Origin of the sequence: Mesorhizobium sp. M0139 (assembly GCF_040322455.1) — a bacterium.
Lineage (GTDB): Bacteria > Pseudomonadota > Alphaproteobacteria > Rhizobiales > Rhizobiaceae > Mesorhizobium.
The window spans coordinates 21,379-40,507 of the sequence record NZ_JAMYTN010000032.1 but is presented as its reverse complement, the minus strand read 5'-3'; the positions used below and the strand labels follow the sequence as shown (position 1 = coordinate 40,507).

Below are 19,129 nucleotides of genomic sequence, written 5' to 3'. Positions count from 1 at the left end.
GCCAGGGCTGATCTTGCCGCATGGCTTGCCAAATGGTCGGCACGCTATCCGCGCCTGACAGGCTGGGCCGAGGATGCCATCGAACAAACCCTGACCTTCTTCAGGCTGCCGAGACAGCACCACAAGCATCTCAAATCCACCAACATGCTGGAGCGGCTCAACGAGGAAATCCGCCGGCGCACCTATGTCGTGCGCATCTTCCCCAACACCGAAAGCTGCCTGCGCCTGGTCAGGGCCTTGGCCGTCGAGACCAACGCAAACTGGATGGAGGCCAACCGATACATCAACATGGACGACCTGCGCGAGCACAAGAAGCTCGCTCTGCGCCAAGCCGCATGACCAGCATCATGGCTGCCCCATTTTGCAGAACTTGACGCACACAACCAATGGTTGCCGATAGCCGCATGCCGAGGCCTAAGCTCATCAACAGTCGCACGATTTGGGATCGTGTCACCCTCGATATCGCTTTCTCCTCCCTGCCAGACAAAGATAACGGCCTCCAAGAACTGTTAGATCGGAGTAAGCAGAAGGCGGCAACAAGATAGGAAGCTACGCGCATTGCGTATACGCTGTGGGCGTAGTACCATTATCCTCCGAGTGGAATGATGACGTGAACGAGAATGACAAGCTTGCGCGAGATGTGAAAGCCTGGCGTTCGAAGGGAGGTTTCACTGCTGAGAGTGCAGCGAAGGTGTTGGGAATACCGAAACGCACATACGAGGGCATCGAGCAAGGTCGAGGTTTCCCGTACCCGAAACTCCTACGCGTTGCCCTCGAAAGCAAAAACCTTTCGCTTGAAGCGATGATAGAGGTCTCTCCGCATGTGAAAAAGCGGCGGTAGAGGACTGGAAGGAGGCCTAATCGCCCGGCCATTCAAAGATGACACTTTCCCCGGCGTTTCGTCGCGCCTCAAAAATGGAAAGACAGTCTATCGCTATCGTGCAGAGGGAATGCCTGAAATCCGCCTCCCCGGCCAGCCCGGTGATCCGGAATTCGAGGCTGCCTACAAAGGGCGACCCAGAGCCAGGGCCTAAAGGCAATTATTATCGACCTACCCGGTCGGGCGTTGCCAAAGACGTTCGGTCATGCAGCGCGGCGACTTGAAGGGACTATGGAATGGCTGGACGAAGCAACGCAGCGGAAGAATGCCAGGCTGATTGAACGCTTCCTTCGGAGCAGGTCGAACCTGCCTACCCGCTGACTTGGCGCGATACGCCAGTAGAACATCTCGACGCCGACCATCTGCGTGCGATTGTCGAAAGCGCCTTTGCCGCCAACCGGACGGTTGCCAAGCACCTGCTGGTCGCAATCAAGAAGCTCCTGTGGGTGGGGATCGAAGTTGAGAAATGGATCAAACCGCAGAACAATCCCTCACTGTCGATCCGCGTCCGCATTCCTAAATCCACCACCAATCCCGCGTGGCCGGTCCCCATTCGTGAAAAGTTCGAGGCGCGCCATCCGATCGGCTCCCCGCCGCGCACCTGTTACGCGCTCGCCTTTTGGCTCGGCAACCGACGAGGCGATATCGCCTCGTTGCAATGGGACGATTTGGTTTTCGAGGAGATCGAACTGTTCGATGGCTCCCTAGGGGTGATCGAAGCCTTCGATTTCCGGCAGAAGAAGAACCGCAACCGTCACGGCGGTCGCGAGATGTTTATCCCCATCCTCGACAAGCTGGCGCAAGCCTTGGCGCCGCTCGACCGTTCGAAAGGCGGAACGGTACTGAAGAATGCCTATGGGCGTCCATTCGCGGAAAAGAGCCTCACCGGCATGATGGCACATTGGAACAAGCAGGCCGGCATTCCGGAGGGCTACACTCTCCACGGGCTACGCCGCACCTTCGGCACGTATCTCGCCGAATGCAACATCCAATCGCGTGCCATCATGGAGGCGATGGGGCATTCTTCCATGACGGTGACGGACGAATATGTCCGGGAGGCTAACAAGAAGCGAATGGCCGTCGACATAGCCCGCGCCATCAACGAGCGCGAGGCCAAACGATGCGATGAAGCACCGAGCGGCCCTGCGCGTCGTCAAGTAAGTGAAATCAACCGACCATGAGCAGGGTCCCATATCGGGTGCCCTTTTCTTCGGGCCCATAATGGGCCCAAAACGTTTTGGGCCGAGGCATATCTTTAATAATGAAATCAATGGTTATGGTGGGCCCGGAGGGACTCGAACCCCCAACCAAGCGGTTATGAGCCGCCGGCTCTAACCATTGAGCTACAGGCCCCACGCGCGCTGGATTAGTGTTTTTCCTTGCGCGGCACAAGGCTTTCCGGACGGGCTGGCCGAGATCGCCCAAATCAGCCCATATTCGCGCCCTAGTCGACAGGCGCGACTGGATCGCACACCGAGGAGATTTTCATGACCAGACATATTTTGCCGCTCGCACTTGCCGCCGCGATCGCTTTTCCGGCGATGGCAAGCGCTGCCGATTCGCTGCCCCCGCCCCGCATCATCGTGTCGGGTGAAGGCCAGTCGACCGTGGCGCCTGACCTGGCGCTGCTGACGCTCAGCGTCATGCGCGAGGCCAACACCGCACGCGCGGCACTCGACGCCAACAACGACGCCATGGCCGCCGTGATCGCGGCAATGAAGTCGGCAGGGATCAAGGACCGCGACCTGCAGACCGCCGGCATCCAGATCAACCCGCGTTACAACTACACCAACAAACCGGACGGCAGCCAGGAAGCCGAGCTTGTAGCCTACCAGGTGACCAACACACTCTCGGTGCGCATCCGCGACATCGACAAGACAGGTGAGATTCTCGACAAGGCTGTGTCGCTCGGCGTCAACCAGGGCGGCGGCATTTCGTTCTCCAACGAAGACCCGAAAGCTGCCGTCACCGAAGCCCGCAAGAAGGCGGTCGCCGATGCCATGGCCAAGGCCAAGACGCTGGCCGAAGCCGCCGGCGTCAGCATAGGCCGGGTGCTGGAAATCACCGACCAGAACGTTGCGCCGGCGCCGATGCCGATCAATGCCAAGGCCTTCGATGCGGCAGGCGCCGCGGTTCCCGTGCAGGCCGGCGAGAATGCCTACGCCGTGCAGGTAACAGTGACATTCGAGCTTAAGTAGCAGGCCGCCGGGCCGGGCGCGGTTCTGCTGAACCCGTCGGCCGGAACCGCAGATTTCCGACATGAAAAACCCCGGAGGACTGGCCTCCGGGGTTTTTTCGAGCCGCACCTTTCCGCGGAGGGAAAGGGGCTCCTGGCTGACCCTAGAAGGGTCATGCCGCTACTCCAGGCTGATCCTCGCAGAGGAACATGCCTCCGGATCGACCTTCGCAGAAGGTCGTATCCCAGACTGATCTTCGCAGAAGATCAGTCTGGTTCTCTTAGCGATAGATAACCGGGCAGCCGCGCTCATTGGCGAACACGACCACTACGCGATCGCCATACTGGCGGCCGGCGACCTTCACCACGCGGCGATTGACATCGACGATGCGGACGCGGTGCAGGCCCATGCGCTCGGCCTTGTCGAGGGCGCGGTCCGGCGAGCAGCGGCGCCAATTGCGGTCACGGCGAAAGCCGTCCTCATCGTCGCCGGTGTAGACGCCGACGCGGCGGTCATGGTTGTTGCCGAAGCCGAGATAGATCGAGTCCGCCTGAGCGGGCACTGCGGCAAGGGTGCCGAGAGCTACGAGACCCGAAAGGGCTGCCGTCTTGAATGAGTTGAACATTGTCTTCTCTCCTTGTTGAGGGCTTGCGCCCGTCTTGGTCGAACCGATGGGGGGAGAATGCTCCTTGCAATCTGAACTGTTCGCGAACCGGCCGTTCATTTTCGGTTAATCTGCCCGACAGGTTGAAAGCAACCGCCCCTTCCACCGCTGCAAACGATCCTGATCGTCAAAAACGTCCAATGGCGCAGAACGCCCTATGGCAGCGTCCGTTCCAGAATGCTCAGGGCTCGTCATCGAGCATATAGTCGAAATAGTCGTCCGGCTCGGCCAGATCGGTCTCACTGGCGCGGACGCGGCCGCGCATGGAGATGCCGGCATCATGAACGGTCTCGGCACTTCCCGACACCAGCCTGTGCCACCAATAGAGGTCGTGCCCCTCGGCAACCAGCCGGTAGGCACAGGTTTTCGGCAGCCACGTGATGGTGCGCACATTCTGCGGCGTCAGCCCGACACAGTCCGGCACGCGCGCCAGCCGGTTGGCATAGTCCGAACAGCGGCAGCTTTGCCCATCGAACAGCCGGCAGCCGACTGATGTCCAGTAGATCTCGCCGGTATCCTCGTCCTCGAGTTTAGACAGGCAGCATTTTCCGCAGCCGTCGCACAGCGATTCCCACTCGGTGGGCGTCATCGCTTCCAGCGTCTTGGTCTTCCAGAACGGCGTTTCCATTATGGGTCGAGATGTGGCCTCCGCATGCGGCAAGGTCAAGCTGTTGTGTGACTTCAAGTTCCGGCCGCACCATAGGAAAAACATGAAGTTGCCTTCAAAACGCCGGTCAATCGTCCTTGGGTGCGGGTAATGCCTGCAAACCGGAACCAATCCGGTCAAGGACAGTTTGGGCAGGGATGGGACCCCACAAGGAGAATTTAAGATGAAACGCCAACCACGGGTACTGGCAGGTACGGCACTTGGCCTGCTTATGGCATCCGCGCCGTTGGGCGCATCCCCGTTGCAGGGCAACGCCGTTTTCGGCCCCTTGCAGCACACGGCCGCGCCACTGATCCTGGTCCAGGACGACCCTGCTGCAGATGGTCAGCAGACCGACCAGGAACTGCCGCGCAAAAAGAAACGCCAGCAGGCCGAACAGGCAGCGCCGGCCGCCGAGCAGCCTGCACCGGCTGCAGAGCAACCCGCCCCTGCCGCCGAGGAACAACAGCCGCGCAGGAAGAAGCGGGATCAGCAGCAGACCGAGCAGGCCCCGGCCGAACAGGCCGCACCTGCCGCCGAGGAACAGCAGCCGCGCAAAAAGAAGCGCAATCAACAGCAGCAGATCGAGGCGGCGCCTGCGGATGAGGGCGGCGCCCAGGCAGCGCCGGCGACCGATGAGCAGCCGCTCAAGCCACGCAAGAAGAAGCGTGACCAGCAGCAGATCGAGGCAGCACCGGCTGAACAACCGGCCGAACAGGTAGCTCCGGCAAATGAAGAACAGCCGCTAAAGCCACGCAAGAAGAAGCGCGACCAACAGCAGATCGAAGCGGCGCCCGCTGAACAGCCGGCCCAGCAGCCTGCCGAGCAGGCAGCGCCCACCGAACAGGTGGCGCCGGCAAACGACAACAAGTCGGGCAAGAAAAAGCGCAAGCAGGATCAGCAGATTGAGGCCGCGCCTGCCGACAAAGCGCCAGACGTCAAAGTTGCGCCTGCCGGAGAGCCCGCGCCGCAGGCCGAGCCGATTCAGCCCCCGGCCGATCAGCAAGCGGCTCCCGCCGAAGGTGAACAGCCGAAGGATCAGGCGAAAAAGCACGGCAAAAAAACTGTCGGCGAACAGCCGGTGACGGGCGAACAGCAGCCTGCGACCGGTGAACCACAGCCTGCGGAGCAACCGGCCAATGCCGAGCAGCCCGCGCAACGTGAGACGCCGACGCAAGGCGAAGCCACGGCCAACCCCGACGAAGCACCCATCCTGGACAGCCAGAAGGATGCCAGGCGCAAGCACCGCAAGGACCAGGGCGGCAACAGCCAGAATGGCGACGGCCAAAATGGGAACGGCCAGAATGCTGGCGGCCAGACGGGCGAGCAGCCCGCGCAGGGCGGCACCGAGGCGCAAGCCCCGAAGCCGGCTCCGGTCGACCAGGGACCGCCGCCCACCGACGACAAGTCAGCTCAGCAGGCAATTCAGCCAGAAAAGATCGCCCCGGTGACGGAGGAAAAAGGCAAACGCGTCGAGCGTGCACCCGATGAGAACGTCCGCGACCGCCGGCGTCCGAAAGGCGTCGACGTCGTCAAGGAACTCGGCGACCGCGTCATCCTGCAGTTCAACAACCAGACGATCGTGGAAAGCAATGACGCTCCGCGCATGCACCGCGGCGCCAGGAATGTTTACTATGAGGAACTGTCGGGCGATCGCTCTCGGGAAATCGTCGAGCGCGACAATGGCATCCAGATCGTCACCATCCGCAACCGCAATGGCGACGTCATCAGGCGATCGCGCATCACGCCGGATGGGCACGAATATGTGCTGAGCTATGTCGACGAGCGCAGCTATGACGACGACAATGACTGGCGCGATCCCGGTGACGACCTGCCGCCGATGCGGCTCACCATCCCGCGCCGCGAGTACATCCTCGATTCGGAAGATGTCGAAAGCCCGGACGATTATTACGAGTTCCTCGAACAACCGCCGGTGGAGAAGGTCCAGCGCCTCTATTCCATCGACGAAGTGAAGCGTTCGGCGCGCGTGCGCGACATTGCCCGTCGCGTCGACCTCGATACATTGAACTTCGAGTTCGGCTCGGCCTCGATATCCGACACCGAAGTGCAGAAACTGGAAGGCGTCGCCACGGCCATGGAGAAACTGTTGAAGAAGAACCCGGCCGAAACCTTCCTGATCGAAGGCCACACCGATGCGGTTGGCACGCCGGAAGCAAACCTTGCTCTGTCCGACCGGCGCGCTGAGTCTGTCGCCGAAGCGCTGACCAATGCCTTCGGGATCCCGCCGGAAAACCTGACCACTCAGGGCTATGGCGAGGAATACCTGAAGGTCAACACCACGGCGCCCAACCGCGAGAACCGCCGTGTCGGCATCCGTCGCATCACCTCGCTGGTGGCACCGGTGGCGAGTAACAATTGATCTGCTTTCCAATGGCTTGAGCAGCTTTCTGGAATCAGATCGACAACAAGGACCCATCCCGGCAGATCGGGATGGGTCGAGCTGCGGACAGCAATCCCGGTTCAGCAAGAATTGTACTGGTATTAGAACCGGCTCATTGAATAGAGCGGCCGCCCTCCCCAGATTCAACCCTGGGCGTTCCCTGCCCCGTCCCGACTCCAGCGGGATGCATCGAACCCCGCCGGCCCTCCCGGCGGGGTTTTTTTGCGTCGCAATTTGCCTTGCAAACTGCGGCAAGCTGATCGAAATACCCCAGTCGACCTCAGAAAGCTGACCGGAACCGCTGCATGAAACGTCTCGAACTCGCCATCGAATCGATCATCCTCGCCTCACGCTGGTTGCTGGTGGTTTTCTACATCGGGCTGGCCCTGGCGCTCGCCGTCTATGCGCTGTCCTTCGGCAAAAAACTCTACGAGTTCGTCATGGTCGCCTTCACACTCGACGACACCGACACCATCCTGAAGATGCTCGGCCTCATCGACGCCGCACTTGTCGCCTCGCTGGTGGTGATGGTGATCATCTCCGGCTACGAGAATTTCGTCAGCCGCTTCGACGACCAGGATGGCGGTGTGCACTGGCTGGGTACGATCGATGTCGGTTCGCTGAAGGTCAAGGTCGCCTCGACCATCGTCGCTATTTCCTCGATCCACCTGTTGCAGGTGTTCCTGAATTCGTCTTCCTATACGATCGACCAGCTGATGTGGCTGACCATCATCCACCTCGCTTTCGTCGTCTCGGCGCTGATGCTGGCCTATATCGACCGGCTGATGGGACTGAGCAAAGGCAAGAAGGGCGAGGAGTGATGAGCCCCTTTCTCCCCGTTCATGGGGAGGTGAGGCTGGTCCGCACAGCGGGCGAAAAGCCAATTGCTTGGTTTTTCGAAAAACGCCGGCAGGTGGATGAGGAAGCAGCGCCGTCGGCCCGTGATTTCCGTCAGTAGATGCTTTTGACGTTCGTCGGCGAATTGGCAAATACCGCGTCCGGCACGAAAAAGTCGCCGGCCAGCGGCCCGGTCGCGCCCGGCGCATAGACCGCGAAATCGGTCACGCCCTCGGCCCGCAGCACCTCTTCATCGATGTAGAAATTGCCTGATGTCTCGCGCGATGAGCGCATGAAGATGGCGTGTGCGGCATCGGCCATGATGTCGGGTAAGCGGCTCATCGCCGCCACCGTCGCGCCGCCGAGCAGATTGCGCACCGCAGCCGTGTCGATGGTCGAGATCGGCCACAGCGAATTGACCGCGATGCCGTCCTTGGCAAACTCGGCGCTCATCCCCAGCGTGCACATCGACATGCCGAACTTGGCCATGGTGTAGGCGACATGGTTCTTGAACCATTTGGCCTTCATGTCGAGCGGCGGCGCCAGATTCAAGATGTGAGGATTGCTTGCCAACTTCAGGTGCGGAATGCACATTTTCGACACCAGGAAGGTGCCGCGCGTGTTGATCTGGTGCATCAGATCGTAGCGCTTCATGTCCGTCTCCAGCGTGCCGGTGAGCTGGATGGCGCTAGCATTGTTGACGCAAATATCGATGCCGCCGAACTTTTCGACGGTCTTGGCAACCGCCTCAGCCACCTGCGCCTCCTCGCGGATGTCGCACAAAACAGGCAGCGCCTTGCCGCCGGCCTGCTCAATCTCCTCAGCTGCCGAGTAGATCGTGCCCGGCAGCTTCGGGTGCGGCTCGGCGGTCTTGGCCGCGATCGTCACATTGGCCCCGTCGCGCGCAGCGCGCAGCGCGATCGAAAGACCGATGCCGCGCGACCCGCCGGAGATGAACAGCGTCTTTCCCTTGAGCGACATGTCTTGGCACCTCCCTTGCTACATCACTGACGCGAACCATTGCGCGGCGGCAATGCACTGCGCAAGGCCTCGGCAGCCTGCAACGGGTTACGCAACGTAGGCTCAAACGGAAAAGGGGGTTAGACCAGCACCAGGCCCTGCCGCATCGCGATCGCGATGGCATCCGTGCGGTTCGCAGCACCCAGCTTGATCAGGATCGCGGCGACGTGGAACTTTGCCGTATGCACGGAGATGTTCAGCCGCCGCGCGATCACCTTGTTGGGCGCGCCTTCGGCCAGCAGCGCCAGCACTTCGGCCTCGCGCGGCGACAGCGCCGGACGGGCGGTAGCGCCATCGTCCAACAGCTCCTCGCCGAACAGCCCGCTATGGCTTCCGCCGTTGGCGGCGCCATCGAAATCGTCGTGGCGAGCGGGCGTCGAACGCCCATCCCTGGACACCCGGTAGCCGGCCGCCGCTAGTCTGACGGCAGCCGCGATCAGATTCGCATCCGACGCCAAAGGCAGCACGGCAAGCACCCGGTTTTCTGGCCGGCCAGCGCTCGCGGATAGCAGCACCCGTGGGATTGCGCTGTTGCCACCATCGGCCCGATCGAGCCAGGCCGCACTGTTCGCAACAGCGTCATCGACGACAGCGACGTCGGCAATCCCGCTGCCGGCCACGACCGGAAGCAGATCGTCCGCCATGGCAAGCGAAGCCGACAGGCGCTCGGCACGCGCGGCATCGTGCAGCGCGATCAGCACCACGAGCTGGCGTCCGCCGCCCGCCACCTCCGGCCCACCCACCTCCGGCCCACCCGCCTCCGGCCTTGTCAGCGTGTCGCTTTCCATCGGCCCTCTCAGCTCAGCGGCTTTTCACCGACGGTCAGCGCGACATCGCGCTGCTCGCCGCCGCGCACCACGCCGAGCGTCACCGCGGCACCCGCGCTATCCGGCCCGAGCTTTCGGATCAGTTCGCGCGGGCCGTGCACGGCCTCGCCATTCCACGCCACGATGATGTCGCCCAGCGCAAGGCCGGCGGCCTTGGCCGGACCATTGTCGTCGAGGCTCATGACCATGGCGCCGCGCGCCGCGCCGTCACGGATCGGGTGCAGGCCGGCGCCGAGATAGCCGCGCGCGACATGGCCCTTTTCACGCAGCGTCGCCACGGCCCGCTCGACCGTCTCATAAGGCATGACCAGCGCACGACCACGCGGCCCGAACAGCAGCATGCCGATCAGCGCGCCCTTGGCGTCAAGCACCGGCCCGCCCTCGAAACGGCCGCCGGCATTGACGGCGAGATTGATGCGCCGATCGATGCTGCCGCCGCGCATCGAGCGCCAGGCGGGGCCGACCTCGCCGACCGAACCCGAGACGGCCAGCGCCGAACCCTGACTGCTGCCGATGGCGATGGCAAGATTGCCGGGCCGTACCGCGTCAGCCTTGGCGAGCGCAGGCGCCGCGACCGCGCCGGCCGGCTTCAGAAGCGCTACGCCGGTCGACGGATCGCGACCGACCAGTTCGGCCTTCACCGCTTCGCCCGAAGCCAATGTCAATTCGATCTCCTCACCGGCCTCGACCGCTTCCTCGGCGGTGACGAAATAGCCGTCACGCCAGTGGAAGGCGCTGGCGGTGCGATGGTGATGGGTGGTGAAACTTGCCGTTGCCGGCGCAGCCTTGGCGGCGAGATCGGCGATGGCCTCGGAAAATGCATTAAGGTTGAAGTCACTCATGATGATCTCCTGGGTTTTCTCATGCCCCAGATATCGCTCGGCAGTGCGCCCGGAGGTACTCGTCTGACGGCTAGTTACTGGTTTGACTGGCCATCTGGTCAGGTCGCGGCAGTTCGAGCCGCTCCGCACATATAGTCATCATAGCGCCTGAAAACACGGAGCCCCGCCAATGGCCCTCGCCGCCCACAAATTCGAAACCGACGACACACTGCTCGACGCCTATTCGACGACAGTCGCCGACGCCGTCGACCGCATCGGCCCAGCCGTCTGCCGCATCGAGCGCGTCGGTGGCCAAGGTGGCCATGGCTCCGGCTTCGTCATCGCGCCGGACGGGCTGGTCGTTACCAATTTCCATGTCGTTGGCGATGCCAAAACGGTGCGCGTCTCTATGCCCGACGGCGCCTCCAGCGAAGGCCGCGTGCTAGGCCGCGACCCTGACACCGACATCGCGCTGGTGCGCGCCGATGGCAGCTTCACCGAAGTCGCGCCGCTCGGCGATTCCAAGCGGCTGCGGCGCGGCCAGATCGCCATTGCCATCGGCAATCCGCTCGGCTTCGAATGGACCGTAACGTCAGGCGTGGTCTCCGCACTTGGCCGTTCGATGCGCGCCTCGACCGGGCGGCTGATCGACGATGTCGTCCAGACCGATGCCGCGCTCAATCCCGGCAATTCCGGCGGACCGCTGGTGTCGTCGGCAGGCGAAGTCATCGGCGTCAACACCGCCATGATCCACGGCGCGCAAGGCATCGCCTTCGCGGTCGCTTCCAACACCGCCAACTTCGTCATTTCGGAGATCATCCGCTTCGGCCGCGTGCGGCGCGCCTTCATCGGCATCTCGGCCGACACCACCAGTTTGCCGCGCCGCGCAGCGCTCCTGTCGCAGGTGACCACCAGTACTGCGGTGCGGCTGCGCAGCGTCGAGAAAGACGGACCCGCGGCGAAGGCCGGCCTCAGGGAAGGCGACATCATCGCGGCGATAGACGGTCGCCCGGTCACCGGCGTCGACGACCTCGTGCGCATGCTCGACGCCGAACGCATCGGCCGCGAGACGCTATGCACAGTGGTGCGCCGCACCGGCGTCAGCCAGGTGACGGTGACGCCGGTAGCAAGGGCGAGCTAAGCCTTTATCGAGGCTTGAGCACCCGCCCGAGCAGCGACACCAGCAGTCGCGCAAGGTCACCGGTCGGGTCGAGGTCGGGATCGTAGATCGTCATGTCCAAGCCGGTGCAGCGCTGGTCCGCTGCCAGCGCCGACAGAATGGCAACGAGTTCATCGGGGTCGATGCCGGGGCTGCCGGGCGAATCCACCGCCGGCATCACCGTCTGGTCGAGCACATCGACATCGAGATGCAGCCAGTAGGGACAGCCGGCGCGCGCCAGCGTCGCTCTTGTCTTTTGCAACACTCCAGCCGCGCCGAGTTCCTGCGCGGCAAAGACGTCGATGCGCGTCACGGCGGTCGCATTGATGTCGGGCCAGGCAAAATCGGCATCGCGGCTCTCGCGTTCGCCGATCTGAACCACCGCCTCGTCGGCGACGAGCGGACCGACAACACCTGGCCATTGCGCCAGCAAAGCCTCGCCGCGTCCGGTGGCAAGTGCCAGATCCATGCCGGCAACCGAGCCGAGTGAGGCATTGACATCGTAGTTGCCAGGATGGCGGAAATCGCTGTGGCCATCGAAATGGATCAGGGCGACTGCGCCCGAGCGCCGCGCGGCGACCAGTGCGCCAAGCAGGATCGAGCAGTCGCCGCCGATGATCAGCGGGAACTCGCCTTGCCCAAGCGCACGGGTGACGATCTCGGCAAGATCGAGGTTGAAGCGGCGGATCGCCGGACCATTACGCAGCCTAGTGCCCGGTTGCGGTTCGGTACTGTAGGCGGGTCTGTCGAGATCGACCACCCGCCCCGGCGCCAGCGACTCGATCAAACCAGCTTCGCTCAGCGCCTGCGGCGCACGCCAGGTGCCGGGCACATGGCCCGGCTCCAAGGGCCGAAGGCCGAGATTGGATGGCGCACGAACAAGGCAGATGTCACGCATGCGGCAGGCCCAGCTTCAACATCACCAACATAGACCGCATGGTGCGGGTCCGGCCACAGCGGCCGGAGCCGCTGCCGACATTTGCTGCCATTGTTCAGGCGCCCGCCGCGCCCGCCGCGAATTGCGCCTGAAATTCCGGGCTGAGCGGGATCGGCTTGATGACGTCGATCAGCACGCCATTGGGATCCCTGGTGATGAAATGGCGCTGGCCGAAGGGTTCGTCGCGCAGCGGGCACAGGATCGGCAGGCCGGCCGCAACGATCCGTTCATAGACAGCATCAGGATCCCTCACCTCGAAATTGAGCAGCAGCCCCGATGTGCGGCCGCGCCCCCCCTCGGGGATCGTCTCGTGGTCGCCCTGGACGATACCGAGATTGACCCGGCGATCCTCGGCAGACTGCAGATGCACATACCAGTTGCTCGCAAACAGCGGCTTGAAGCGGAAGTGATTGATATAGAAGGCTTTTGTGCCGGCTACGTCGCCCGTCATCAGCACCGGATAATAGCTCGTCGTCTTCATCTTTCTTTCTCCCGTTAGCCAACATACAGTTTGCATGTAATTCGAAATAACATACAGGCTGCATGTATGCAACGAGAAACCCCGCGCCGCTCCAACCGCGACCGCACCGAAGCGACGCGCGCCGACCTGATCGCTGCGGCGCGCAAACTGTTCATCGAAAAGTCCTATGCCGAGACCGGCACGCCGGAGATCGTTGCGGCCGCCGGCGTCACCCGCGGCGCGCTCTATCACCACTTTGCCGACAAGCAGGCGCTGTTTGCCGCCGTGGTCGAGCAGGAGGCGGCGGCGGTGGCGCAAGAGATCGAGCGCGCCTCGCCGCCTTCTTTGTTTGCCCGCAATGCGCTGATTGCCGGCTCGGACGCCTATCTCGCCGCCATGCGCGCGCCCGGCCGCACGCGGCTTTTGCTGCTCGACGGGCCGGCCGTGCTTGGCCGCGCCGCCATGGATGCGATCGACAATCGCCACGGCAACCGGTCGCTGCGCGAAGGCCTGGTTGCGGCAATGCGCGAACAGTCGATGACCAGACTGCCGGCCGATGCGCTGACCGCTTTGCTCGCCGCTGCCTTCGACCGCGCAGCACTTGCCGTCGAGGCCGGCGCCTCGGCCGAAGACTATCGCGCCGTGCTCATGGCTCTGATCGATGGGCTGTCTCCGGCTCATCCTCAGGCAGGTCGTCCGGGTCGAACTCGTTGAAGCAGCCGAGCTGGCGTTTGAACTGGTCGATCAGCCAGGCCGCCGCCGGTTTCGGGCTGCGGTCGGCGCGGTGCATGGCATAGAGCGATGAGCGCACCTCGCTAAAGGGTTCAAGGTCGAGTTCGACCAGCCTGCCGCTGGCCAAATCGTCCGCGATCAGCCAGCGCGGCAACCCGCCCCAGCCCAGCCCCTCGCGCATCAACGTATGCTTGATACGCACATCTGTCAGCCGCCATGTACGATAGGCAAAGACGCCGAAGTCGCGTCCCTTGGTGCGTTCCGACTGGTCGCTGACAACCAGCTGGGTGTGCTCTCGCGCATCCTCGAGCGCCACCGGTTTCGGCAGCAGTGCCAGAGGGTGGGTGGGGGCGGCAGCCAGCACGATCGACATGAAGCCGATGCGCACGAGATGCACGTCGACCTCGCCCAGCAAGCCACCGATGCCAAGATCCGACTGTCCGCTGACGACATGGTCGGGGATCAGACCGAGCGTGCCGATATGCAGTCGCATCATCACGGTCGGGAACTGCGCCTCGAACGCCTTCAGCACCCGCACCAGCACCGGCGAGGGCAGCGCCGCGTCAACCGATAGCGCAACTTCAGCCTCCAGCCCCTGATGGTGACCGTCGGCACGCGAACGGATGCGCTGCAGCACGCCGACCATGCGCCGGGCGTCCTCCAGCATCGCCCGGCCGATTTCGGTCAGCTGCGGCTCGCGCGTGCCCTCGCGCTCGAACAGTTTCAGGCCAAGCTGCGCTTCAAGATTGGCGATGCCGTAGCTGATGACGGACTGCGCGCGGTTAAGCTTGCGGCCGGCGGCTGAGAAGCTGCCGGTGTCGGCGACCGCAACCAGGATCTGCAATTGGTCGAGCGTCGGATTGGGTTGCACGGCATACCTACTTTATGGATGGATCGTATAGAAAATATACCAGTTTTTTGAATGGGTCGGTAGGCCCATATCAGGCGGGAGAAATCAATTCCCACTGGAGAGAACCGCTATGTCTATCCTGCTTGTAACCTCGAGCCCGCGCGGCGCTGCCTCGCACTCGACCCGTATCGCTACCGAATTCGCTGAAAAGCTCGTCGCCGCCGACCCGTCGAATACGCTCGTCGTACGCGACCTCGTGGCCAACCCGCTGCCGCACATCGACACCGATTATGCGACCGGCATCTACACCCCCGTTGAAGCCCGCACGCCGCGCCAGGCCGAAGTCGTCGGCGTCTCCGACATCGTGCTTGACGAACTGTTCGCAGCCGACACCGTGATCCTGGCCACCGGCTTCATCAACTTCAACATCTCCTCAACCCTGAAGTCCTGGGTCGATCACATCTCCCGCTCCGGCAAGAGCTTCTCTTATGGCGAGGGTGGTCCCAAGGGCCTCGTCACCGGCAAGAAGGTCTATATCGTACTCGCCTCGGGCGGCATCTATTCCGAAGGTGCGGCCGTGCAGTTCGATCACGCCATCCCCTATCTGCGCGGCGTGCTCGGCTTTCTCGGCATGACCGATGTCGACGTCATCCGCATCGAAGGCGTCGGCATGGGCCCTGATGCCGTCACCGCCGCACTTGCCAAGGCGACCGCCAAGGTCGATGCCGTGGTGGCCAAGACCGCGAGCGCGCAAATCGCCGCGTAAGCACACCCCGTCATTCGCATTGAAAAGGCGGGCGCTTCGGCGCCTGCCTTCTTGCTGTCCGGGGCCGAGAGCAGGGTCCACCGGCAGATGGCGTGGTGTTCGTGGCGGGGTTTTCGATGGCTGCCAACTATTCTTGCCCGTTCATCAGCTGGCCCTCATAGGCTTGGAGCCCCCGGCATCGCCATCGGATTTGCCGTTGGTCCACGGCCAATCTGTTTTTGCACCGACGGATCGGGCTAAACTCGTGCAACCCTGTCAAAACAGAGAGGCAACTTATGGCCGAATGTCCGAGTGGAGGAGAGAACAACGGAATTGTCGCAAGCGCTGTTGCCGACGATGATCCGCGTCTCGCGTTCATCTATCAGGAGGCGGTGAGAGGTCTCACTCAACAGCAGACGCTTGTGGAGAACATGAGCACCCGCGCCGGCAGCCTTGTCTTTGCCATCGCATTTGCCAACTCGCTACTCGGCGGTGCGGCGCTTTCCAACGGGCTTGGGCTTTGGGATTGGACCGCAGTGGCCCTGTTGTTCGGCATCGGCGGGCTGATCGTCTTCATGCTTTGGCCCTATCACCAATATACATTCCGCTTCGATCCGGAAGATCTGCTTGATCAATATGTCGACGGCGACAGGCCGACGACAATGTCGGCCATGCGCCGCGCGCTTGCCCTTCGGATCAAGGCGGACATGGCCGGCAACTGGCGAATTATCCAGCGGCTCCGGCTGGCGTTGCAGATTGCGCTGGTTTTTCTGCTGCTCGACATCCTGGCTTGGCTTTTGGCAATTGCGGGCATCTGATCACGTCTCAAGGTGCACCGGCCTCGGTCGCGCATCATACCTGCGTCCTAGGAAATGGACAGAATCTCAAGTTCGCGCGGCCCTAGCTGGACAAAGTCGCCAACGGTTTTTCCGGTCAGCGCGATGGCAACCGGCGAACCATGCGATATGGAAGCTTCAGACGGGTTGGCCTCATCCTCTCCGACGATGCGGAAGGTCTGAGTGCGGCCATCATCACGTTTGAAGGTAACGGTGTGCCCGAAGGCGATCACCTCATTAGAGGTGGGCACCGGCATAAGCTGTGCCGTACGGACGCGCTCGGCATAGTAACGCATATCTCGAACCGGAACCGCTGACTGGCGTCGCCGCTCATTGACATCTTCCAGCACGCTAGCGGCCTCGAGAGCTTGCTGGGCGCGAGTCAATTCAACCTGCAGCGTCTTGAGGCCCGCTTCCGTGACAAGGTTGACCCGATCGGAGACAGGGCGAGCCGGCAGGATGGTTTCCGATGCTGCCTCGGCGCTTTCCTCCTTGGCAAACGCTACGCTCAATTGTCGATACTTTCTGCTTGCCGCCCACTGCCGTTATTCGAGATTCTGGCGACGGATGACCGGCGCAAAACCTATGTTCGGCGCCTCGACCAGTTCGGCCCTTACCCGAACATCCTCTCGCCTTGCTCGTCGACCAACTGCATGCCCTTCTTGATCGAGATGTCGACGGCGTCGTCCAGTCCGGCAAAGCGATCGGCGCGGATGAATTTGTGTTCCTTCATCACGCCGTCGACTTCCTTCGAAACCACGCCGCAGGTCTGGTATTGGCCCCCCTCCGCCTTGTAGGGCGTGGCGCTGATCAAAAATCCCTTGTGCTCAACCTGCTTTGCCGGTGCTGCGCTCTTGGGCTCGCCCCCCTCACCGCCACCACCGAAAAGACGCTTCAGAAAAGACATGGGGCTTCCTCCAACGGCAATCATCCTGCACCACGTCTCGCGGTGCAGGATGATTTTCAGTACCGTTCCTCAGTCGAACGGGCAAGCGTTCTCGCCAGGGGTCAACCGTGCGATAGCGCTTCCAGGGCTTCAGCGGCGGCTTCCAGGACTGCAATCGCCTCAGCCTGCTTTTTAGCCGGCGCGTCGACGAGATCGCCGAGAGCGGCACGCAGCCGGTGGCGCACGGCGCGGAACTCGTCGCGGGCTTCCGAGCGACCACCACGCCGTGCGCCTTCCTCGCCGTCGTCGTTCCAGCCGAACCAGTCCCGCGCTTTGGCCATCTTGCGGCCGAAGCGCTCGAGATGCTCCAGCACGCCGTCGATCATTTCGCGATTTTCGTTGAGATGCGCCTGGCCCGCCTCGGTGATCGAAAACACCTTCTTGTTGCCGTCGGCGGCTGAAGCCGCATAGCCGGCCTCTTCCAGGAAGGTCAGCGTCGGATAGACGACGCCCGGGCTCGGGCTGTAGATGCCGCTGGTGCGCTCTTCCAGCGCCTTGATGATGTCGTAGCCGTGGCGCGGCGCCTCGGCCAGCAGCGACAGCGTGATCAGCTTGAGATCGCCGTCGGCCAGCATGCGCCCGGCACGAAACATGTCGCCCGGGCCGCCGCGTCCACCGCCGCGTCCGCCGTGGCCGAACGGACCAAAGCCGCCCCCTCTGCCACCAAATTTGCCGGCCATATGCAGGAAAGCGCGCTCGGCGCGCTCGCCAAAGGGATGATGTCTGTGCATGAATTGCTCCTTGAGTTATATCTTACGATACATCTTAATTAGGTTTGCCCCGCCGATGAGTCAAGATATATCTTACGATGTATCTAAAGACGGCGCCAGAAGGTTGATTTCGCCGCCGCCGGCAGCTAGAAAGCGCGTGAGGGCCAAAACCTCTCCGTAAGCGTCTGACGTCAAGCAACGCATCCACCCCGGTCTTTCCGGGCAGTTCCGCCGGAAACCCGGCGCAATGGATGCCAAATGCGACGGACCGGATGTTCAGGAAAATCCAAAAATGACCACGACCCGTAAGCGCGGCAAGCTGCCGGCGCGCTATGCCGCGATCGTCAGCCCGCTGGTGCTGTCGCTGCTGATGACCTTCATCGTCTCGTTCATATCGACGCTGAAAAGCCTTGGACTGCAACCTGATTTGCCGGCTGTCTGGCTCACTGCCTGGGGCCTGTCCTGGCTGGTAGCGTTCCCAACGTTGCTGATGGTGCTGCCGGCGGTGCGCCGCATTGTCGGCTGGCTTTGCGAGCCGGCGTCCCGGTAACGCCCATGACGGTAAGGCCCGCAGTTATCTTCGGGCCTTGCCTCGCTACCAGCGGCCCTTGCGCCGGTTCCAGGCATAGAGAAGATCGGCGAAACGATCATAGGCCAAGCGCGTCAGCGGCAGCGCGACCGGATTGCCGAAGAGCGTCGCCAGCCAGCCCTCGCCCGGCGTCGCCCGCCAGACGGCAACCGCGACATCGGCGCCGACCAGCAGCCTGCCTTCGGCATCGGTGGCATGCAGCCGGCGGCGTATGTCCTCCAGCGAGGCGCTGTAGCCAGAGAGCGCCGCCGGTTCGAGGTTGATGTCGCGGAATTCGATCCGCCCGGCCTTGATCGCCTCGATCAGCCGCCGTTTCTGCCGGGTGATGCCGCCATCGCAAACCGGGCAGCGTGTGTTGTACCAGACGGTCAGCGCAGGCTTGGACATGGCGCGACTATCACCCTGACGGCACGGCCCCGCAATATGACGCCGAGCCGCACGGACCCGCGCCCAGCGCTATCCAAGCGAAGTGACGATCTCGCGATAGGCAAATTCCGGGAAAGCCTTGAGCGTTCGCGTCTTGACGCTGCCACCCGTTGCCAGCATCAGGGCGAAACGAGCAAGCACAGCATCGTCGGGCGCCTCGATAATCGCCACCATGTCATATTCGCCCATAGTCAGGTAAAACGCCTTGAACGAGCCGCCCATGTCGGCCAGTTGCTTCTTGGCGGCATCGAGCCGCTTCGGCGACTCTCGGATATTTCTGGCGCCCTGTTCCGTCCAGTTCATCAGCAGGATGTAGGTTGTCATCACACACCTCCCTCCGGCGCCACGGAGCACGGCTGAGGACATCAGCCGGGGCGGACATCCGGTTTTTCGCCCAGAACATGCATCCGACCAGGCAAGTATCCTCCCGACGGAGATGGGCGACAAGAGCCTTCACCCGGCAACA

The 19,129-nt window shown here is 62.7% G+C and carries 24 protein-coding genes and 1 tRNA gene; 11 read left to right on the top strand and 14 right to left on the bottom strand.

Annotated features, from left to right (window positions below):
- The 3 genes from NKJ58_RS30615 to NKJ58_RS30605 form a co-directional block, all read left to right on the top strand.
- Positions 1-339: transposase (locus NKJ58_RS30615; RefSeq protein WP_352854616.1), on the top strand; the 339-nt coding region annotated here is incomplete at its 5' end.
- A 271-nt stretch (positions 340-610) separates the two neighbouring features.
- The gene (locus NKJ58_RS30610) at positions 611-841 is read left to right on the top strand and encodes a helix-turn-helix domain-containing protein (RefSeq protein WP_084566247.1); all 231 of its coding nucleotides are present in this window, start codon (positions 611-613) and stop codon (positions 839-841) included.
- A gap of 485 nt (positions 842-1,326) precedes the next feature.
- On the top strand, positions 1,327-2,061 hold the full coding sequence (locus NKJ58_RS30605) for a tyrosine-type recombinase/integrase (RefSeq protein ID WP_245259832.1): 735 nt from the start codon (positions 1,327-1,329) through the stop codon (positions 2,059-2,061).
- A gap of 96 nt (positions 2,062-2,157) precedes the next feature.
- On the opposite strand, the gene NKJ58_RS30600 is transcribed toward NKJ58_RS30605, so the two are convergent.
- Positions 2,158-2,233, bottom strand: a tRNA-Ile gene (locus tag NKJ58_RS30600).
- A 134-nt stretch (positions 2,234-2,367) separates the two neighbouring features.
- On the opposite strand from NKJ58_RS30600, the gene NKJ58_RS30595 reads away from it, so the two are divergent.
- Positions 2,368-3,078: an SIMPL domain-containing protein gene (locus NKJ58_RS30595; RefSeq protein ID WP_023686087.1), complete on the top strand. Its 711-nt coding sequence runs from the start codon at positions 2,368-2,370 to the stop codon at positions 3,076-3,078.
- A gap of 259 nt (positions 3,079-3,337) precedes the next feature.
- Here the strand turns inward: NKJ58_RS30595 and NKJ58_RS30590 are convergent, their stop codons facing one another.
- Positions 3,338-3,682 (bottom strand): hypothetical protein, encoded by a 345-nt coding sequence (locus NKJ58_RS30590; RefSeq protein WP_023672466.1) that lies wholly within the window; start codon positions 3,680-3,682, stop codon positions 3,338-3,340.
- A gap of 220 nt (positions 3,683-3,902) precedes the next feature.
- Positions 3,903-4,349, bottom strand: coding sequence for a YcgN family cysteine cluster protein (locus tag NKJ58_RS30585; protein WP_023672465.1), 447 nt, complete (start codon positions 4,347-4,349; stop codon positions 3,903-3,905).
- A 202-nt stretch (positions 4,350-4,551) separates the two neighbouring features.
- Between NKJ58_RS30585 and NKJ58_RS30580 the strand changes: the two genes are divergently transcribed.
- Together NKJ58_RS30580 and NKJ58_RS30575 are read left to right on the top strand one after the other, a co-directional pair.
- A complete protein-coding gene (locus NKJ58_RS30580) occupies positions 4,552-6,747 on the top strand; it encodes an OmpA family protein (protein WP_352519631.1) in 2,196 nt (731 codons plus the stop codon).
- Between the two features lie 326 nt (positions 6,748-7,073).
- Complete coding sequence (locus tag NKJ58_RS30575) at positions 7,074-7,589, top strand: TIGR00645 family protein (RefSeq protein ID WP_023672463.1); 516 nt, start codon at positions 7,074-7,076, stop codon at positions 7,587-7,589.
- A 130-nt stretch (positions 7,590-7,719) separates the two neighbouring features.
- Here NKJ58_RS30575 and NKJ58_RS30570 read toward each other — a convergent pair whose 3' ends face one another.
- The 3 genes from NKJ58_RS30570 to NKJ58_RS30560 form a co-directional block, all read right to left on the bottom strand.
- Positions 7,720-8,586 (bottom strand): SDR family oxidoreductase, encoded by an 867-nt coding sequence (locus NKJ58_RS30570; RefSeq protein WP_023672462.1) that lies wholly within the window; start codon positions 8,584-8,586, stop codon positions 7,720-7,722.
- 119 nt (positions 8,587-8,705) lie between these two features.
- Complete coding sequence (locus tag NKJ58_RS30565; protein ID WP_155924148.1) at positions 8,706-9,413, bottom strand: helix-turn-helix transcriptional regulator; 708 nt, start codon at positions 9,411-9,413, stop codon at positions 8,706-8,708.
- A gap of 8 nt (positions 9,414-9,421) precedes the next feature.
- Positions 9,422-10,294: a S1C family serine protease gene (locus NKJ58_RS30560; RefSeq protein ID WP_023817694.1), complete on the bottom strand. Its 873-nt coding sequence runs from the start codon at positions 10,292-10,294 to the stop codon at positions 9,422-9,424.
- 169 nt (positions 10,295-10,463) lie between these two features.
- On the opposite strand from NKJ58_RS30560, the gene NKJ58_RS30555 reads away from it, so the two are divergent.
- The gene (locus NKJ58_RS30555) at positions 10,464-11,414 is read left to right on the top strand and encodes a S1C family serine protease (RefSeq protein ID WP_023689759.1); all 951 of its coding nucleotides are present in this window, start codon (positions 10,464-10,466) and stop codon (positions 11,412-11,414) included.
- Between the two features lie 4 nt (positions 11,415-11,418).
- Here the strand turns inward: NKJ58_RS30555 and NKJ58_RS30550 are convergent, their stop codons facing one another.
- Both NKJ58_RS30550 and NKJ58_RS30545 read right to left on the bottom strand, forming a co-directional pair.
- Positions 11,419-12,330: an arginase family protein gene (locus NKJ58_RS30550; protein ID WP_023711211.1), complete on the bottom strand. Its 912-nt coding sequence runs from the start codon at positions 12,328-12,330 to the stop codon at positions 11,419-11,421.
- A 94-nt stretch (positions 12,331-12,424) separates the two neighbouring features.
- On the bottom strand, positions 12,425-12,850 hold the full coding sequence (locus tag NKJ58_RS30545; protein ID WP_023711210.1) for a VOC family protein: 426 nt from the start codon (positions 12,848-12,850) through the stop codon (positions 12,425-12,427).
- Between the two features lie 66 nt (positions 12,851-12,916).
- On the opposite strand from NKJ58_RS30545, the gene NKJ58_RS30540 reads away from it, so the two are divergent.
- Positions 12,917-13,543, top strand: coding sequence for a TetR/AcrR family transcriptional regulator (locus tag NKJ58_RS30540; RefSeq protein ID WP_023672456.1), 627 nt, complete (start codon positions 12,917-12,919; stop codon positions 13,541-13,543).
- Here the strand turns inward: NKJ58_RS30540 and NKJ58_RS30535 are convergent.
- The gene (locus NKJ58_RS30535) at positions 13,476-14,432 is read right to left on the bottom strand and encodes a LysR family transcriptional regulator (protein WP_023683802.1); all 957 of its coding nucleotides are present in this window, start codon (positions 14,430-14,432) and stop codon (positions 13,476-13,478) included. The genes NKJ58_RS30540 and NKJ58_RS30535 overlap by 68 nt on opposite strands.
- A 109-nt stretch (positions 14,433-14,541) precedes the next feature.
- Here NKJ58_RS30535 and NKJ58_RS30530 point away from each other — a divergent pair, with 109 nt between their 5' ends.
- Positions 14,542-15,177 (top strand): FMN-dependent NADH-azoreductase, encoded by a 636-nt coding sequence (locus NKJ58_RS30530; protein WP_023689756.1) that lies wholly within the window; start codon positions 14,542-14,544, stop codon positions 15,175-15,177.
- A gap of 218 nt (positions 15,178-15,395) precedes the next feature.
- Positions 15,396-15,974, top strand: a complete 579-nt coding sequence (locus NKJ58_RS30525; protein ID WP_245260622.1) for a hypothetical protein — start codon at positions 15,396-15,398, stop codon at positions 15,972-15,974.
- 47 nt (positions 15,975-16,021) lie between these two features.
- Here the strand turns inward: NKJ58_RS30525 and greA are convergent, their stop codons facing one another.
- From greA to NKJ58_RS30510, 3 genes are all read right to left on the bottom strand, one after another.
- The gene (gene greA, locus NKJ58_RS30520; RefSeq protein ID WP_023683799.1) at positions 16,022-16,504 is read right to left on the bottom strand and encodes a transcription elongation factor GreA; all 483 of its coding nucleotides are present in this window, start codon (positions 16,502-16,504) and stop codon (positions 16,022-16,024) included.
- 101 nt (positions 16,505-16,605) lie between these two features.
- Positions 16,606-16,899 carry an HlyU family transcriptional regulator gene (locus NKJ58_RS30515; protein ID WP_023672451.1) on the bottom strand — a complete coding sequence of 98 codons (294 nt, stop codon included), beginning with the start codon at positions 16,897-16,899 and terminating at the stop codon, positions 16,606-16,608.
- Positions 16,900-17,000: 101 nt separating this feature from the next.
- A complete protein-coding gene (locus NKJ58_RS30510; RefSeq protein WP_352519632.1) occupies positions 17,001-17,669 on the bottom strand; it encodes a PadR family transcriptional regulator in 669 nt (222 codons plus the stop codon).
- 271 nt (positions 17,670-17,940) lie between these two features.
- On the opposite strand from NKJ58_RS30510, the gene NKJ58_RS30505 reads away from it, so the two are divergent.
- Complete coding sequence (locus NKJ58_RS30505; RefSeq protein WP_023672449.1) at positions 17,941-18,198, top strand: DUF2798 domain-containing protein; 258 nt, start codon at positions 17,941-17,943, stop codon at positions 18,196-18,198.
- Positions 18,199-18,243: 45 nt separating this feature from the next.
- Here the strand turns inward: NKJ58_RS30505 and NKJ58_RS30500 are convergent, their stop codons facing one another.
- Together NKJ58_RS30500 and NKJ58_RS30495 are read right to left on the bottom strand one after the other, a co-directional pair.
- Entirely contained in the window at positions 18,244-18,624 is a 381-nt protein-coding gene (locus NKJ58_RS30500; RefSeq protein ID WP_023697082.1) for a thiol-disulfide oxidoreductase DCC family protein, read from the bottom strand.
- 69 nt (positions 18,625-18,693) lie between these two features.
- Entirely contained in the window at positions 18,694-18,987 is a 294-nt protein-coding gene (locus NKJ58_RS30495; protein WP_023672447.1) for a GYD domain-containing protein, read from the bottom strand.
- Positions 18,988-19,129: the final 142 nt, after the last annotated feature.